General features: G+C 68.8%; 19 protein-coding genes. 4 read left to right on the top strand and 15 right to left on the bottom strand.

Going from position 1 to position 15,103, the window contains the following annotated elements; genetic code table 11:
• Nucleotides 1–93: 93 nt before the first annotated feature.
• Nucleotides 94–828 carry a MerR family transcriptional regulator gene (locus tag OG555_RS38280; RefSeq protein WP_329478253.1) on the top strand — a complete coding sequence of 245 codons (735 nt, stop codon included), beginning with the start codon at nucleotides 94–96 and terminating at the stop codon, nucleotides 826–828.
• Nucleotides 829–851: 23 nt separating this feature from the next.
• On the opposite strand, the gene OG555_RS38285 is transcribed toward OG555_RS38280, so the two are convergent.
• From OG555_RS38285 to OG555_RS38320, 8 genes are all read right to left on the bottom strand, one after another.
• Nucleotides 852–1,079, bottom strand: coding sequence for a hypothetical protein (locus OG555_RS38285; protein ID WP_329478256.1), 228 nt, complete (start codon nucleotides 1,077–1,079; stop codon nucleotides 852–854).
• A gap of 112 nt (nucleotides 1,080–1,191) precedes the next feature.
• Nucleotides 1,192–2,418, bottom strand: coding sequence for a sugar ABC transporter permease (locus tag OG555_RS38290; protein ID WP_329478258.1), 1,227 nt, complete (start codon nucleotides 2,416–2,418; stop codon nucleotides 1,192–1,194).
• Complete coding sequence (locus OG555_RS38295) at nucleotides 2,415–3,182, bottom strand: ATP-binding cassette domain-containing protein (RefSeq protein ID WP_329478260.1); 768 nt, start codon at nucleotides 3,180–3,182, stop codon at nucleotides 2,415–2,417. Before OG555_RS38295 ends, OG555_RS38290 begins: the two co-directional genes overlap by 4 nt.
• Entirely contained in the window at nucleotides 3,182–4,240 is a 1,059-nt protein-coding gene (locus OG555_RS38300; RefSeq protein ID WP_329478262.1) for a substrate-binding domain-containing protein, read from the bottom strand. The genes OG555_RS38295 and OG555_RS38300 overlap by 1 nt, the downstream gene beginning before the upstream one ends.
• A gap of 287 nt (nucleotides 4,241–4,527) precedes the next feature.
• Nucleotides 4,528–4,803: an acylphosphatase gene (locus tag OG555_RS38305; protein ID WP_329478264.1), complete on the bottom strand. Its 276-nt coding sequence runs from the start codon at nucleotides 4,801–4,803 to the stop codon at nucleotides 4,528–4,530.
• Between the two features lie 7 nt (nucleotides 4,804–4,810).
• Entirely contained in the window at nucleotides 4,811–5,077 is a 267-nt protein-coding gene (locus OG555_RS38310; protein WP_329478266.1) for a DUF6510 family protein, read from the bottom strand.
• Between the two features lie 76 nt (nucleotides 5,078–5,153).
• Nucleotides 5,154–5,906, bottom strand: coding sequence for a ferredoxin reductase (locus tag OG555_RS38315; protein WP_329478268.1), 753 nt, complete (start codon nucleotides 5,904–5,906; stop codon nucleotides 5,154–5,156).
• Nucleotides 5,876–6,472 (bottom strand): sulfite oxidase-like oxidoreductase, encoded by a 597-nt coding sequence (locus OG555_RS38320; protein WP_329478270.1) that lies wholly within the window; start codon nucleotides 6,470–6,472, stop codon nucleotides 5,876–5,878. Before OG555_RS38320 ends, OG555_RS38315 begins: the two co-directional genes overlap by 31 nt.
• 204 nt (nucleotides 6,473–6,676) lie before the next feature.
• Between OG555_RS38320 and OG555_RS38325 the strand changes: the two genes are divergently transcribed.
• The 3 genes from OG555_RS38325 to OG555_RS38335 all read left to right on the top strand — a co-directional run bounded on the left by OG555_RS38325 (nucleotide 6,677) and on the right by OG555_RS38335 (nucleotide 8,445).
• On the top strand, nucleotides 6,677–6,808 hold the full coding sequence (locus tag OG555_RS38325) for a hypothetical protein (protein WP_329478272.1): 132 nt from the start codon (nucleotides 6,677–6,679) through the stop codon (nucleotides 6,806–6,808).
• A gap of 240 nt (nucleotides 6,809–7,048) precedes the next feature.
• Complete coding sequence (locus tag OG555_RS38330) at nucleotides 7,049–7,714, top strand: ANTAR domain-containing protein (protein WP_329478274.1); 666 nt, start codon at nucleotides 7,049–7,051, stop codon at nucleotides 7,712–7,714.
• Between the two features lie 26 nt (nucleotides 7,715–7,740).
• Entirely contained in the window at nucleotides 7,741–8,445 is a 705-nt protein-coding gene (locus OG555_RS38335; protein WP_329478276.1) for a GAF and ANTAR domain-containing protein, read from the top strand.
• A 248-nt stretch (nucleotides 8,446–8,693) separates the two neighbouring features.
• On the opposite strand, the gene OG555_RS38340 is transcribed toward OG555_RS38335, so the two are convergent.
• The 7 genes from OG555_RS38340 to OG555_RS38370 are packed head-to-tail and all read right to left on the bottom strand — an operon-like array spanning nucleotide 8,694 to nucleotide 15,102.
• Nucleotides 8,694–9,836, bottom strand: coding sequence for an acyl-CoA dehydrogenase family protein (locus tag OG555_RS38340; protein ID WP_329478278.1), 1,143 nt, complete (start codon nucleotides 9,834–9,836; stop codon nucleotides 8,694–8,696).
• A gap of 13 nt (nucleotides 9,837–9,849) precedes the next feature.
• A complete protein-coding gene (locus OG555_RS38345; protein ID WP_329478280.1) occupies nucleotides 9,850–10,971 on the bottom strand; it encodes a CaiB/BaiF CoA transferase family protein in 1,122 nt (373 codons plus the stop codon).
• A gap of 34 nt (nucleotides 10,972–11,005) precedes the next feature.
• Nucleotides 11,006–11,395, bottom strand: a complete 390-nt coding sequence (locus OG555_RS38350) for a hypothetical protein (protein WP_329478282.1) — start codon at nucleotides 11,393–11,395, stop codon at nucleotides 11,006–11,008.
• Nucleotides 11,392–12,162: an SDR family oxidoreductase gene (locus tag OG555_RS38355; protein WP_329478283.1), complete on the bottom strand. Its 771-nt coding sequence runs from the start codon at nucleotides 12,160–12,162 to the stop codon at nucleotides 11,392–11,394. The genes OG555_RS38350 and OG555_RS38355 overlap by 4 nt, the downstream gene beginning before the upstream one ends.
• Before the next feature lie 15 nt (nucleotides 12,163–12,177).
• Complete coding sequence (locus tag OG555_RS38360) at nucleotides 12,178–13,086, bottom strand: RNA polymerase sigma-70 factor (protein ID WP_329478284.1); 909 nt, start codon at nucleotides 13,084–13,086, stop codon at nucleotides 12,178–12,180.
• Between the two features lie 4 nt (nucleotides 13,087–13,090).
• Nucleotides 13,091–13,654: a DinB family protein gene (locus OG555_RS38365; protein ID WP_329478287.1), complete on the bottom strand. Its 564-nt coding sequence runs from the start codon at nucleotides 13,652–13,654 to the stop codon at nucleotides 13,091–13,093.
• On the bottom strand, nucleotides 13,651–15,102 hold the full coding sequence (locus tag OG555_RS38370) for a cobyric acid synthase (protein WP_329478290.1): 1,452 nt from the start codon (nucleotides 15,100–15,102) through the stop codon (nucleotides 13,651–13,653). Before OG555_RS38370 ends, OG555_RS38365 begins: the two co-directional genes overlap by 4 nt.
• Nucleotide 15,103: the final 1 nt, after the last annotated feature.

Raw genomic sequence — 15,103 nt, forward strand, 5'->3', positions numbered from 1 at the left:
TACAGTCATGATGATCCCGTCGGTCGAGTCGTCTCCCAGATTGTGACAGTTGTGGTGTCACGATCGTCAAGGAGGGTCGTTATGATCTGCGCCATGTCGGAAGTCGCGGGGGATGCGACCCTCACCGTCGACGAGTTGTCGGCGCGGGTCGGAATGACGGTACGGACGTTGCGGTTCTACGCCGGGCGCGGGCTGATCCCGCCGCCGATCCGGCGCGGGCGGGTGGGGTATTACGGGCCGGAACACATCGCCCGGCTCGACCTGGTACGTGAGCTGCAGGCTCATGGGTTCACGCTGTCCGCGATCGAGGGCTACCTGGAGCGCATCCCGACCGACGCGACTCCGCAGGATATCGCGCTGCACCGCACGCTGCTGACGCCGTGGATGCGGGACCTGCCCGAGACCCTCGATCGCGCCGCGCTGGTACGCCGTACCGGACGCGAACTGTCCGACGACGACATCGAGATGCTGGTCGCGCTCGGCGTGGTCGAACCGACGCCGGACGAGGACGTCTTCCAGGTCGCGACCGCCCACCTGAGCCTCGGGGTCGAGTTGCTCGACCTGGACCTACCGGTCGAGGCGGTGCAGGACGCGGGGCGGATCTTCACCGAGCACGGCCGGGCGATCGCCGAGGAACTCACCGAGGTGTTCCGGAGCAAGGTCTGGCCGCACTACCGGGATTCGGGTGGACCGCCGGAGCACATCCAGCACCTGGTCGAGCGGTTCAAGCCGGTCACGATCCAGGGCCTCGTGCTCGCCTACGAACGCGCCGTCGGCGAGACCCAGCGCGACACCATCCGCCGCACCCAAAACAAGCAGCGCCGCTGACAGACCGCGCCATCGTTCCGCTGTCAGGGCTCGCCGGCATCTTCGTCGCGGTCGGCTCGCTGATCCAGTTCGTAGCGCAGCCGCCGCCGGTAGATCGCCAGCCGGAGATTGAGGACCCTCGGCTCGCCGGGTGGTTGCCTGCTGAGGGTGACGAGATTCTCGACGGCGGCCAGCGCCTCCGTCAGTTCCCCAGGTTTCCACGCGTCCAACCGGTCCGAACGCGCCAGGCGCTCGAGATACTGCGAAGTCATCGCGGCCCACCAACCCTCGCGAAGAAATGGCACATTCAGCGCCTGGGTCCAGGGCACACGTACGTTCGCACCATACTGCCGGTATCCCCCGCGACACCAGGCCCGCGTCCGCTCAGGCGCGGCCGTGCGTCGTGCGGCTGCGGCGCGCCAGTGAGTCGACCCCGACCGCCAGGAGCAGCACCACTCCGGTGACGAAGAAGCGGTACGACGAGTCGAGGCTGAGCAGCGTCAGTCCGCTCGAGATCGACTGGATGACGAGCATGCCCAGCACAGCGGCGAACGCCGTACCCCGGCCGCCGAACAGGCTGGTGCCACCGATCACGGCGGCCGCGATCGCGTTCAGGTTGACGTCACCGCCGCCACTCGCCTGGTTGGCCGCGGCCAGCCTCGCCGCGCCCAGCACTCCGCCGAACGCGGCAAGCGTCGTACAGATCGCGAGCACGGACGCATAGACGAGCCGCACATTGATGCCGGCGCGGCGCGCCGCCTCGACGTTGCCACCGACCGCATAGACCGCCTTGCCCCACTTGGTCGACGTCAGCGCGTAGTGCAGCACCAGCGCGAGGACGACGAACAGCACGAACATCCAACCGATCCCCCGCGTCCGGTTCAGGTACCAGGCCACGAAGCCGAGCCCCACCGCGAGTACGCCGCTTCGCACCAGCAGGAACTGCATCGACCTCGCGGACAGATTCGCCGTACGGCGCTTGGCCGCATGGAGGAAGCCGACGACGAAGAGCCCGGCCGCGGCGAGCAGCACGAACACGTAGGACAACCAGGCCGGGACGAAGTTCAACTGGGCGAACTCGACCAGCCCGGAGTCGAACGGCAGGTTCACCGACCCGATCGCCCCGAGTGCCTTCAGTTGCAGGCCGAGGAACGACAACAGCCCGGCCAGCGTGATCACGAACGTCGGGATGCCGACCCGGTTGAAGATCTCGGCGTACAGCAGACCGATCGCGCATCCCGTGACGAGCGCGAGCAGGACCGCGAGCCAGGCCGGCCAGCCTTCCTTCACGACCAGGATCGCCATGATCGCCGCGGACAGCCCGCTGATCGACCCGACGGACAAGTCGATCTGGCCGACCAGCAGCACGCAGACGATTCCGAGCGCGATGATGCCGACCGGGACGCACTCCATCAGGAGGTTCACCAGGTTCGTGCTGGACAGGAAGATCGGGTTCAGGATCTGCAGCACCACGCAGATCACCAGCAGCCCGGCGACGACCGGCACCATGCCGAGCTCGCCGGCCCGGACCCGATCCACCAGCTCGGTCGCGTATCCGCGCAGGCCGGTCGCCTGCCGGAGCCGCTCGTCCGTCAGATCCGCTGCGGTCACTGGCCTGCTCCTTCAACTCGGGCGGCGCGCTGGGAGACCACGTTGTCCCGAGCACCCGTGATCGCGGCAACGATCTCCTCCGACGACGTACGCCGGGCGTCGAACACGCCACTGTTCCGGCCGAGACGCAGTACGACGACCTGATCGGCAACCGCGCGTACGTCGGCCATGTTGTGGCTGATCATGATCACGCCGTGGCCGTTCTGGCGGAGCCGGTCGATCAGGTTCAGCACCTCGGCGGTCTGCGCGACGCCGAGGGCCGCGGTCGGCTCGTCGAGGATGATGATCTTCGGGTCGCCGAGCAGCGAGCGGGCGATCGCGACCGTCTGCCGTTGACCACCGGACAGCGCGGCGACCGGAAGCCGCACGGTCGGGAGCTTCGCGGACAACTGCCGGAGCAACTCCCAGGACCGGACCTCCATCGCCACGTCGTCGAGCCGGAACGGGCCGAGCTCCTGGCCGAGAAAGAGGTTCTCGATCACGTTGAGGTTCTCGCAGAGGGCGAGGTCCTGGAAGACGGTCGCGATGCCGAGCCGGTGTGCGGCGGCCGGCCCCGGGATCGTCACCTCGCGGCCGCCGAAGACGATCGTGCCGGCGTCCGGCGCATGCACTCCGGACAGCACCTTGACCAGCGTCGACTTGCCGGCGCCGTTGTCACCGACGATCGCGACCACCTGACCGGCGTCGACGGTGAGCTCGACGTCGGTCAGGGCCGCCACGGCACCGAAGCTCTTGCTGATGCCGGAGAGCTGCAGCGTCGCCATCAGCTCAGGCCCAGCTCCGTGCAGGCCGCCTTGTACTCCGCCGTGCATACGTCGGCGATCTTCACCGCGAACCCGGGCTGCTTGAGGATCTCGGCGATGTTCTCCCGGGTCACCACGGTCGGCGTGAACAGCTCGGACGGGGTGTCGAACAGGGTCGTCTTGCCGGCTGGTTTGTTGCCCTGGGCAAATTCATGCGCGACGGTGGCGGCCGCGTCGGCGACGATCTTGATCGGCTTGGAGATGGTGTTGTACTGATCGCCGGAGACCACCCGTTGCAGCGCGGCGAGCTCGGCGTCGTTGCCGGTCACCGGCGGGACGGTCTTGGTGCCGGCCGCCTTGAACGCGGCGATGGCGGCGCCACCGGTCCCGTCGTTCGCGGCGACCACGCCGGCGATCTGGTTCGGGAACCGGGTGATCTGGCCGCCCACCCATTCCTGTGCCTTCGGCGGCGCCCAGCCCGGGGTGTCGAACTCGGCCAGCAGTTTGTAGCCACTGGGATCGACCGCGCTGTGGATGCCCTTCTTGATCAGGCCGGCCGCGGCGTCGGTCGGCGAGCCGTTGACCTGCAGGATGCCGCCGGTCGCCTTGGTCGCCTTCAGGTCGTCGACCAGCGACTGGGCGATCATCCGGCCGATCTTCTCGTTGTCGAACGAGATGTAGTAGTCGGCCTTCTTCGCCGGGATCGGCCGGTCGTAGGCGATCACCGGTACGCCCTGGCCCTGCGCGGCCTGGACGATGGACGCGGCCGCGGCGGAGTCGACCGGGTCGATCACGATCGCCTTCACGCCCTGGGCGAGCATCGAGTTCGCCTGCTGCTGCTGTTTGGCCGGGTCGGCCGCGGCGTTCTGGTACAGCACCGTGCAGCCGCCGCAGAGCTCCTTCATCTTCGCGGTGAACAACGGCGCGTCGAACAGTTCGTACCGGGTCGAGGCGATGTCGGGCATCAGGAAGGCGATCTTCGCGTCCGAACTGCCACCACCCGCGTCGGCGCCGGATCCACACGCCGCCGGCGCCAGCGCCATCAGCCCCGCCACCGCCAACACCCCGAAGCGCTTCATGCGAATCACACCTCTCACGAATTCCTGTTAACTTCTCACCGACTCGTGATACAGAACCTCAGGTGTGTGCGCGCTGTCAAGGTCCCGACACGCAAAGAAACCCCGCCAGCTGCGTGACTTGGGGTGCGGGCACCGCCGCCGGATGATCTCTTCCAAGCGGCCAGGTGCGGGGTTCACCCCTGATCTGGTCCCTTCACCCCGCGTATGCCGTGGGGAGAAGGGTGCAGCTGCGAGGTTCTCCCCTCAAATCGACCCCGTGCGGAAGCCGAATGCGGTAACGAGAGGCACTAGCTCCAGCGAGTGATGACGAAGGTGGTGTGGCCGCTGGGCTGCTCGTCCACGACGTCGACCCGCTCGACCCGGGCGTACGACGGTCCGCGCCGAACCCAGTCGAGCATGCGCTGGACGCAGTTCTCGGGGCCCTCGAAGAGGGCTTCGACCGTGCCATCCGGCCGGTTCCGGACCCAGCCGGCAACTCCGGCCCGCTGGGCCTCCTGGCGGCAACTGTCCCGGAAGAACACGCCTTGGACGTGCCCGTGCACCACAGCGCGACGGCAGATCATCCAAGTCCTACGAGTTGGGGACGCGGAGGTAGGTCAGACCGCGGAGGTCGAGATAGGTGTCGTTGGGCGTGGAGACCACGCGAAGCAGTACGGCGTCGCAGCCCGAGCAGCGGGCGACCAGCCCGGGGGCGTCGACGTACAGGCGGGACTCGGCGAACACCGCGGTCTGCCCACAGCCGTTGCACCGGGTGATCGCCGACGTCACGTCCATGGCGAACACCTGACTCAACGCACCGGCCGCGGCGTTGCCGTCGAGGTAAGTAGGCTCACTCATCCGCGTCCTCGCTTCGCTCCGGGCGCGGATGAGGCACCAAGCACGCTGTACTTGATGGTGAACTCGCTTCGCTCTTTCACTGCTGGTCTCCTGTCGGTCCGAACCGCTCTGTTCTCACCCGGGCCGGGTCGTGCCCGGCCCCGACCAGCAGGTCAGCCACCGCCTCCACGAACGGTGTCGGCCCGCACACGTACGTCGTCGCCGCGTCCTCCGGCCGGAACGCCAGCCCTTCGATCAGCTCGGCGTCGATCCGCCCGACCCGCGGCTCCCCCGCCGGCGCCTCGCGCGTGTAGACGAGTCGTACGTCGACATCGTCCGAGGCGGCCAGCTCCTTCAGGTCGGCCACGTAGATCACCGAGGCAGGACGCCGGACCGAATAGAGCAGCCGGACCTGCGTCGTACTGTCCGCGGCGGCGTGGGCGCGCATCATCGCGCGCAGCGGGACGATGCCCGATCCGCCGCCGATCAGCTGGACCGGACCGTCCTGCTCGGGCTTCCAGACGAACCACCCGCCGACCGGACCGCGGATCTCCAGCGGGTCGCCGACCTTCACCACGTCGACCAGGTATGGCGATACCTCGCCGTCGGGCACCTGCTCGACGGTCAGCTCGATCTTGTCACCGGTCCACGCCGAGGCGATCGAGTACGAGCGCGAGGCGCGGTAGCCGTCCGGTGCGGTCAGCCGGACGTCCAGGTGCTGCCCGGCGAGGTGCCCGGGCCACTCCGGTACGTCGAGCACCAGCGTGCGTGCGGTCGCGGTCTCACGTCGTACGTCGGCGACCGTGGCCACCTGCCAGGTCAGTCGCCGGCGTATCGCTGTTCTTTCCATGGGTCTCCGTACTCGTGGTAGCCGGCCGTCTCCCAGAAGCCGAGGTCCTCGGTGTCGGACAGGACCAGGCCGCGCACCCACTTCGCGCTCTTCCAGAAGTACAGGTGTGGCACGAGCAGGCGGGCCGGGCCACCGTGCTCGGGGTCCAGCGGCTCACCGTCGTACTCGTAGGCGATCCAGGCCTGACCGTCGAGCAGGTCGTCCATCGGCAGGTTGGTCGTGTACCCGCCGTAGCTGGTCGCGAGGGCGAAGTCCGCGCCGGTCTCGACATCCGCGAGCAGGGTGTCGAGCGAGACGCCCTTCCAGTCCGTCTGCAGCTTCGACCACCGGGTCACGCAGTGGATGTCCTTGGTGATCTCCTCGGCCGGCAACGCGAGCAGCGCGGCCCAGTCCCACCGGTACTTCTCGCCGCTCTCGGTGGTGACCGTGAACTCCCAATGCTCGGTCTGGATGTGGGGCGTCGGTCCGGCCGACAGCACGGGGAAGTCCCGCGTCAGGTACTGCCCCGGCGGCAGCTCCGACCCACCCCGCCGACGACCGGTGAAGCCAGGCGACACGATGCCCATGACGACCTCCTCAACATCCCTGAAGGCAGTCAATCACGGCACTCCTGGAACTCCCACCACTCCGGCGACGATTTTCGTCCCGCTGCGGCGCGACCCGCGCGATCACAGCGCGCCGGGCCGAACATCGGACTAGAATCACAAGTCTGTGACGCTGCCCCGGACCTTGGTAGCCTCGCGCGTCGCCACAAGTCCGGGAGGTGCCCGATGAGCGAGTGGTACGGCCTACGCCCGGCTGGCGTGAGCGAGCGGACCGCGCCGAGACGACCCGACGAGCGGACGGCGCCGGAGCCTGAAGTGGAGGTGCCGCCGAGCGACGAACCGGTGGCGGAGGAGTGAGGGTCGCGGGACCGGGTATTGGGCGATCCTGACAGACAGTTGGTGGCGTGCGTCGCGATGAACAGCGGTTCGGCAATCCTGCCGCTAGAGTGGACCATCCGCCCCGCGGCGGTTCGAGTGTGGGCGGAATGGGTGGATCACGACCGCAGTGCCCGAGTGTGGGGGACGATCAGGGCCGTTGCCGATGGTAATGGCGCATCCCCGACGTTGTTGCATGCGGTGACCGCCTGCGCTGAGGTCTTGTCGGCCATCGGTGCCGGGTTGGCCATCACCGGTGACGGCGGGGTCCTGGAACCGCTGCTGGCCAGCGATCCCGAGGCCGGCGAACTCGAGGAACTGCAGTTCGCCCTCGGCGAAGGTCCCGGCCGCGACGCGATCCGCACCGACGCGCCGGTCCTGGAGTCGGACCTGGCCGGCGTCGCCGCCGGCCAGCGATGGCCGGCCTTCGCGGCGGCGGGTGCCGAGCGGGGCGTGCGAGGCACCTTCGCCTTTCCCATCGGCGCCGGAGCCGCGAAGGTCGGCGTGCTGAGTGTCTACCGGCGACAGGCCGGGCCGCTGCGATCCGACCAACTGGCCGACGCATTGGTGTTCGCCGACGCCGTGTTCGTCCTCACCCTGGACCATCGTCGTGGACTCAGCGCCGACCTGGACGCGATGATCGAGGTCGCGTTCACCGCTCGGCGTGCCGAGGTGCACCAAGCCGCCGGACGGATCGCGGCCCAGCAGAGCATCAGCGTCACCGACGCGTTCGCGCGCCTGCGCGCACATGCCTACAGCAGCGGTCTGTCGCTGCAAGAGGTCGCCATCGAGGTCATGGCCGACCGCCTCCGCCTGGAGGACGACCAGAACGGCGCCGCCGAGCTGCGCCCTGAACATGCCGAGACGGAAGAGGAGGAGGACTCATGAGCGCCTCTGACCGTAGAGTGCGGGAAGTGTTCATCGAACTGTCGGACACTCTCGTCGACGATTTCGACATCATCGAATTCCTGGACCGCCTCGCGGCCCGGTGCAGCGAGCTGCTGGGGGTCTCGGCCTGCGGCATCCTGCTCGCCGACCATCACGGCGTACTGAATCTCGTCGCGGCATCCAGCGAACAGGCGCGCCTGGTCGAGCTGACCCAGTTGCAGAATCTCGAAGGCCCGTGCCTGGACGCGTTCACCACCGGCCGTCCGGTCCAGCACGCCGATCTGCGGGACGCCCGCAGCACGTGGCCCCGCTTCACCAAGGCGGCCGTCGGCGCCGGGTTTCTGTCGGTGCAGGCGATGCCTATGCGGCTGCGCGACACCGTCCTGGGCGCGGTGAATCTGTTCAGCAGGTCCACCGGGACGCTGGACGCGGACACGATCACCCTCGGGCAGGCGCTGGCCGACGCCGCCACCATCGGCATCGTGCACCAGCGCGCCCTGGCCCGCCAGGAGATCGTCACCGAGCAACTGCAGACCGCCCTCAACAGCCGGATCCTGATCGAGCAGGCCAAGGGGTTCCTGACCCACAGCCTGTCCGTCGACGTCGACGAGGCGTTCGCCATCATGCGGGCGTATGCCCGCGCCAACAACCGCCGGTTGACGGATGTCGCCGACGATGTCGTGCAGGGCCGCCTCACGATGCCCAGGCTCCAGTCCGCCAAACCCGAGTAGACAGCCCCGGCTGTCGCTACATCTGGCGCCGTACCGGTTTGGTGGCTACGCTGAGCGAGCCTGTTCAGGTACGCCCCAGACCCTGGCGCCGGATGTGTCGCGCCCCTGGGAGGGGTTGGCGTGGCGCTGTGTCAATCAGCTTCGCACGCGTTTCACCGCTCGGTTGATCGATCAGGCGCGGCCCCCGTTGCAGCGGGCGGGCCCATGGCGGACTACCTGCCGGCTCCTCACCGGCAGGTAGTCGTCGACTACACGCCCATGGTGCGGCCGATGATTTCTTTCATGATCTCGGTGGTGCCGCCGTAGATGGTCTGGATGCGGGTATCGAGGTAGGCCTTGGCGATGGGGTACTCGGTCATGAAGCCGTAGCCGCCGTGGAGTTGCAGGCAACGGTCGACGACCTTCTGCTGGAGCTCGGTGGTCCACCATTTCGCCATCGCCGCCTCGGCCACGGTCAGCGTGCCGGCGTTCAGCTCCTGGATGCAGCGGTCGACGAAGACCCGGGCGATCTGAGTCTCGGTGGCCAGCTCGGCCAGGACGAAGCGGCTGTTCTGGAACGAGCCGATCGCCCGGCCGAAGGCCTTGCGGTCCTTCACGTAGCGCAGCGTGTCCGCGAGGACGTTCTCGCAGGCCGCGGCCGCGACGACGGCGATGGTCAGACGCTCCTGCGGCAGCTTCTCCATCAGGTAGATGAAACCGTTGCCCTCCTCACCGAGCAGGTTCCCGACCGGGACCCGGACGTTGTCGAAGAACAGCTCGGCGGTGTCCTGCGCCTTCAGGCCGATCTTGTCCAGGTTGCGGCCGCGCTCGAAACCTGGCATCCCCCGCTCGACCACCAGCAGCGAGATCCCCTGCGCACCGGCCGCCGGATCGGTCTTGGCGACGACGATGACGAAGTCCGCGAGAATGCCGTTGGAGATGAACGTCTTCTGGCCGTTGAGCACGTAGTGATCACCATCGCGCCGGGCCGTGGTCTGGATGCCCTGCAGGTCGCTGCCGGCGCCGGGCTCGGTCATCGCGATCGCGGTGATCGTCTCCCCCGCGCAGAACGCGGGCAACCAGCGCGCCTTCTGCTCGTCGGTCGCATAGTCGAGCAGGTACGCCGAGTTGATGTCGGTGTGGATCGTGAAGCCGACCCCACTCGCGCGCGCCCGGGTCAGTTCCTCGATCAGCACAGTGTTGAACCGGAAGTCGCGGACCCCGCCGCCGCCGTACTCCTCGGGCATCATGAAGCCGAGCAGGCCGGCCTGACCGGCCGCCGTCCACAGCTCGCGCGGCACGATTCCGGCCGCCTCCCAGCTTTCGTGGTGCGGCACGATCTCCTTGTCGCAGAAGGCCCGTACGGTCTCCCGGAAGGCGTTGTGATCGGCATCGAACAGCTGTCGCTCCACAGGGCGGTTCCTCTCAGTTCTGGATTGCGGCGCCGGTTTCGAGCAGATCGTCGACATCTGCGATGCCCCAGTCGGTCAGGGCTTCACGGGTGTGCTGCCCGGGTCGCGCGGGCGGTCGGCCGAGGCTGCTCGGCGTACGGTCGAAGCGAGGTGCCGGCGCGGCCTGGCGGACGCCGTCGTGGTCCACAAAGGTGCCTCGAGCAACGAGATGCGGATGGTCGGCGGCGAGCGGGAGGATGGGCGTGACACAGGCGTCGGAGCCGTCGAACACCGCGGTCCACTCGGCCTGGGTGCGTTGCCGGAAGGTCTCCGTCAGCACCTTCCGGAGGTCGGGCCAGTGCGCCGGATCGTTACGATCCGGCGCGGTGATGCCGAGCTTCTCGATCAGCTCGGCATAGAACTGCGGTTCCAGCGCGCCGACCGCGACGTGCTTACCGTCCGCCGTCTCGTACACGTCGTAGAACGGCGCGCCCGTGTCGAGCAGGTTCGTGCCGCGCTCCTGCTGCCACGTCCCGGCCGCGAGTGCGCCCAGCAGCATCGTGGTCAGGTGCGCCGAACCATCGACGATCGCGGCGTCGACCACCTGACCGCGACCACTGCGCTGGGCGTCGTGCAGGGCCGCGAGTACGCCGATCACCAGGTAGAGCGAGCCGCCGGCGAAGTCACCGAGCAGGTTGGCCGGGACCTGCGGCGGACCGCCGGCCCGGCCGATCAGGTGCAGCGCGCCGGACAACGCGAGGTAGTCGATGTCGTGCCCGGCCGTCGGCGCGAGTGGACCGTCCTGACCCCAGCCCGTCATCCGGCCGTAGACGAGCCGCGGGTTGATCGCCTGACAGTCGTCCGGTCCGACCCCGAGCCGCTCGGCAACCCCTGGCCGGAACCCTTCGACGAGTACGTCGGCTTGGGCGGCAAGGCGCCGTACGACGTCGATCGCCGCGGGGTTCTTGAGGTCCAGGGCGGCGCTGCGGCGGCCGCGGTTGACCAGCTCGAGCTCCGGCGGGCCGAAGGAGATGCCGCCACCGGGGCGGTCGATCCGGAGCACGTCGGCGCCGAGCTCGGCGAGCATCATGCACGCGAACGGCGCCGGACCGAGGCCGGCCAACTCGACCACCTTCACGCCCTCGAGTGGACCCATGCCCGCCATTGTGACAGTAGTACTGTCACGGTCGTCAAGTCAGCTTCCGGGCTCCCACCAGGGCGGAGAGCGGAACCAGCACGCTGAGCGCGAGCGCGACGGCGAGCGCGATCGACCAGCCCGGTTCCTCGCCCTCCAGATGGCCGAGGTGGAAGACCAGGTGCGGAGCCGCGTAGGCGAGGTAGGCCACGAGCGCGACCACGACGAGGAAACGGTCGAAGCGGATCGCCGCGGCGGCGAGGACGATGCCGAGACCGAGGGTGGCTCCGCCGAAGTCGTGGAACAGATGATCGCTGTACGGCGGGGTCCAATCGACTGTCGGCACGTGGTCGTAGAACGTCTTCGGGACGACCGTGAGCCACAGGCCGAGGATCACCTCGAAGGCGGCGAAGATCACCAGGACCGTCCGGATGTAGGTCCTCATGACTTCGCCCCGAGGTAGTCCTCGAAGGTGATCCGACCGTACGGCGCTCCGTCGACCAGAGCGCCACCGGACGCAAAGGCACGGTAGGCCCTGCCCGGCACGCGGATCGGGACGACCCGCCGGCGGACGACCGGTGACGAGGGCGTCGTCCGCGCCGACAACCACGCGCGCGCCAGGTCCGGCGTCGGGCGCCGATCCGGCCCGCCGATGTCGGGAGCCCGGCCTTCGACCGGGGGTTCATCGACCAGTTCAGCGAGGCGGACGGCGACGTCCTCGACAGCGATCGGCTGGAGGGTGACCGCCGGAGTGAGCAGTGCCGGAAGGAATCGCTGGGCTGTGAAGATCCGGTCGAGCAGGTTGTGGAACTGGGTCGCTCGCTGGATCGTGTACGGCGCGCCAGAGTCCGCGATGAGGCGTTCGACCGCGAGTTTGGTGCGGTAATACGGCATCGGGATGCGGTCGATGCCGGCGATCGACATCAGCACGAGGTGTGTCGTCCGAGGTAGGACGGCGAGCAGGTTGCGAGCGTGCTGGACGTCGCGACGCCCGAGGCTCGTGGCCAGGTGCACGACCGTGCCGACATCCTCGACCGCGGCCGGCAGGCCCACGCCGGTGGTGAGGTCGCCGGTCACCCCCTCCGGACCCGCGGTCCGGCCGACGGACGCGCGGCGGCTGAGGATTCGGACTTGGTGGCCGGTCGCCACCAAGTGGTCGACGGTCGGGCGTCCGAGTGCTCCGGTGCCGCCGGTGACGAGGATGGAGGTCATCTGGTGTCCTTTCGGTCACCAGCTCAGATCCGGTAGCCCACCGATTCGTGACAGCTGGGCGGCGGCGAAGGCGAGCTTGTCCGGGTTCATCACGAAGCGCAGGTCGGTCACACCGTCCGGTCCGGCGTCGACGAAGCAGATCGCCACAATCCCCTCGGGCCCGACGGCAATCAGTGCGGGCCGGCCGTTCGCCTCCGCCAGGTGCGGCTCGATCCCGGCGCCGAAGCGCTGGAGCGTGCCGATCAGGTAGCGGGCGACGCGATCCCGGCCGGCGACCGGGTTCCGGGCCGCGGTGACCTTGCCGCCGCCGTCCGCCGTGGACACCACGTCCGCGGCGAGCATTCGCTCCAGCTCCTCGATCTCACCGAGGCGCGCCGCCGCGAGGAACCGCTCGACAAGCTTCCGCCAGCCGGCCCGGTCGACAGGCTGATCCCGTCGCGGCTCGGCCGCCAGTCGTTTGCCTGCACGCGACGCGAGCTGGCGCGCGTTGGCCTCGGTGGTGCCGATCAGCTCGGCGACCTCACGGTGGCTGTAGGCGAACGCCTCGCGCAGGACGTACGCGGCCCGCTCGGCCGGCGTGAGCCGTTCGAGCAACAACAGCAGCGCGAACGACACGGACTCGCGCTCCGCGACGACCTCCAGCGGCCCGAGCGCATCGAACTCCGCACGCCCGGTCAGCACCGGCTCCGGCAACCACTCCCCCACATACGTCTCCCGCCGTACCCGGGCCGAGGTCAGTTGCTTCATGGACAGGTTCGTGACCACCTTCGCCAGGTAGGCGGCCGGGTCGCGCACGGTCGAACGGTCGGCGCCCTGCCATCGCAGCCAGGCGTCCTGCACGATCTCCTCGGCGTCGGTGGCCGTTCCCAGCATCCGGTAGGCGATCCCGAACAACCGTCCCCGCAGGCGCTCGAAGTCATCCACGCCGTCAGTCTGTCAGGAAGGTCTCCGCCGCCCGCTGGATCTTGGTGTAGTACTCCGACCACCCGGCCTCGTCGAGCATGTCCGCGTCCGGGCCACCCTGACCGTCGATCAGCTCCCGCATGATGTCCGCGTGGCCGGCGTGATGCGCGGTCTCGTCGACAACCCGGACCAGCAACGCGCCGAACGTCGTACCTCGCTCACCCTCGGGCCAGTGTGGAACCTCAGCCGGCGTGTCCAGCTCGAGCTCGGCGATCGACCGATCGCTGTGTGCGCATGCCTCGCGGTAGAGGTCGGTGATGTAGTCCGTCGACTCGGATGGCAGCACCCACATATCGGCGCCCGCCCAGATCGAGAGGTCTTCCTCCCACGGCAGCACCTTCGCCGGCGGCCGGCCGACGCTCGTCCCGAGGTACACGTACTCGATGCCGACCAGATGCTTGACCAACCCCAGCAGGTTGGTCCCCGACGGCACCAACGGCCGGCGCCGGTCGTACTCACTCAGTCCGTCGAGTTTCGCGAGCAGCAGCGCGCGGGTCGCCTGGAGATAATTGTGCAGGTCGGACTTCATGGGGCTCCCGGTGGGACGAACGGAACCGGCGGCGGACCCTCCTCGATCAACCGCATCAGCGCCGTGGTGTCGGCGTACTCCTCGATCATGTCGGCCAGGCGGTCCAACCGGGCCGCACGCAACGCGGCGAAGGAAACCGTACCGTCGGGTGCGGGTTTGCCGGTCAGCCGCGCGACCTCGCCGAGGAACCCGTGCCGGGTGGGGTCGTCGTCGAGGAGGCCGTGCCAAATGGTGCCCCAGGTGTTGCCGGCGCGGCAGCCACCCGGGAAGGCCGTCGCGTCGCCGGTGACCGTCACCACGCCGTGGTGTATCTCGTACGCCGTGGGCGCCGGACGGGCCAGCGTCTTCTCCGCCCGGAAAGTCGTTGCGACGGGCAACAAGCCGAGGCCGGCGTGATCGCCACCGCCCTCGACTGAATCGGGATCGGAGATCGCACCACCAAGAGCCTGGTAGCCGCCGCAGATGCCGAGCACCGGCCGCCCGGCGGCGACTCGGGTCGCCACGGCAGCGGCCAGGCCGTGCGACCGCAGCCACTCCAGATCGGAGACGGTCGCCCGCGAGCCAGGCAGGACGACGAGATCCGCGTCGCGGACCTCCGCGGGGCTGGTGGTGAAGAAGACGCTGTTGGTCGGTTCGACCGCCAGCGCGTCCAGATCGGTGAAGTTGCTGATCCGGGGGAACCTGACCACGGCCACCGTGAGCAGGTCGGCCGATGAGCTTCGCCGGACGGGGATGTCCAGCGCGTCCTCCGAGTCCAGCCAGAGCTCGGGCAGCCACGGGAGGACGCCGTACGTCGGGCGGCCGGTGACGGCGGTGAGCATGTCGATCCCAGGCTGCAGGAGCGAGACATCGCCACGGAACTTGTTCACCAGGAAGCCGCTGATCAGCCCCTGGTCGGCGGCGTCCAGCAACGCGACCGTGCCGAACATCGACGCGAACGCTCCCCCGCGATCGATGTCCCCGACCACGACCACCGGAGCCTTGCTGTGCTGCGCGAGCCCCATGTTGACGTAGTCGGACCGGCGCAGGTTGATCTCCGTCGGACTGCCGGCGCCCTCGCTGATCACCACGTCGTACCTCGACGCCAGGTCGTCGTACGCCGCGAAGGCAGCCTTGGCGAGCTCGGCCCGCTCGGTCAGGAAGCCGCGGGCCGAGAGCTCACCCCACGGCTCCCCCATCAGGACGACGTGACTGCGGTGATCGCTGCCCGGTTTCAGCAGGACCGGGTTCATCGCGGCCTCCGGCTCGGCGCCGGCTGCGACGGCCTGGATCCACTGCGCCCGGCCGATCTCGGCGCCGTCGGCACAGACCATCGAGTTGTTCGACATGTTCTGCGCCTTGTACGGCGCCACCCGGACGCCCTGCCGGGCCAGCCACCGGCACAACCCCGTCACCACGGTCGTCTTGCCCGCGTCGGACGTCGTACCGGCGATCAGCAGTGAACCCACG

It is taken from the genome of Kribbella sp. NBC_01484 (genome assembly GCF_036227145.1).
Taxonomy (GTDB): domain Bacteria; phylum Actinomycetota; class Actinomycetes; order Propionibacteriales; family Kribbellaceae; genus Kribbella.

Coding starts and splice junctions, on each gene's coding strand:
- OG555_RS38355 (WP_329478283.1), bottom strand. CDS start 12,162: ATGACCTCCATCCTCGTCACCGGCGGCACCGGAGCACTCGGACGCCCG.
- OG555_RS38300 (WP_329478262.1), bottom strand. CDS start 4,240: ATGAAGCGCTTCGGGGTGTTGGCGGTGGCGGGGCTGATGGCGCTGGCG.
- OG555_RS38295 (WP_329478260.1), bottom strand. CDS start 3,182: ATGGCGACGCTGCAGCTCTCCGGCATCAGCAAGAGCTTCGGTGCCGTG.
- OG555_RS38365 (WP_329478287.1), bottom strand. CDS start 13,654: ATGAAGTCCGACCTGCACAATTATCTCCAGGCGACCCGCGCGCTGCTG.
- OG555_RS38350 (WP_329478282.1), bottom strand. CDS start 11,395: ATGAGGACCTACATCCGGACGGTCCTGGTGATCTTCGCCGCCTTCGAG.
- OG555_RS38345 (WP_329478280.1), bottom strand. CDS start 10,971: ATGGGTCCACTCGAGGGCGTGAAGGTGGTCGAGTTGGCCGGCCTCGGT.
- OG555_RS38305 (WP_329478264.1), bottom strand. CDS start 4,803: ATGATCTGCCGTCGCGCTGTGGTGCACGGGCACGTCCAAGGCGTGTTC.
- OG555_RS38315 (WP_329478268.1), bottom strand. CDS start 5,906: ATGGAAAGAACAGCGATACGCCGGCGACTGACCTGGCAGGTGGCCACG.
- OG555_RS38285 (WP_329478256.1), bottom strand. CDS start 1,079: ATGACTTCGCAGTATCTCGAGCGCCTGGCGCGTTCGGACCGGTTGGAC.
- OG555_RS38280 (WP_329478253.1), top strand. CDS start 94: ATGTCGGAAGTCGCGGGGGATGCGACCCTCACCGTCGACGAGTTGTCG.
- OG555_RS38310 (WP_329478266.1), bottom strand. CDS start 5,077: ATGAGTGAGCCTACTTACCTCGACGGCAACGCCGCGGCCGGTGCGTTG.
- OG555_RS38320 (WP_329478270.1), bottom strand. CDS start 6,472: ATGGGCATCGTGTCGCCTGGCTTCACCGGTCGTCGGCGGGGTGGGTCG.
- OG555_RS38325 (WP_329478272.1), top strand. CDS start 6,677: ATGAGCGAGTGGTACGGCCTACGCCCGGCTGGCGTGAGCGAGCGGACC.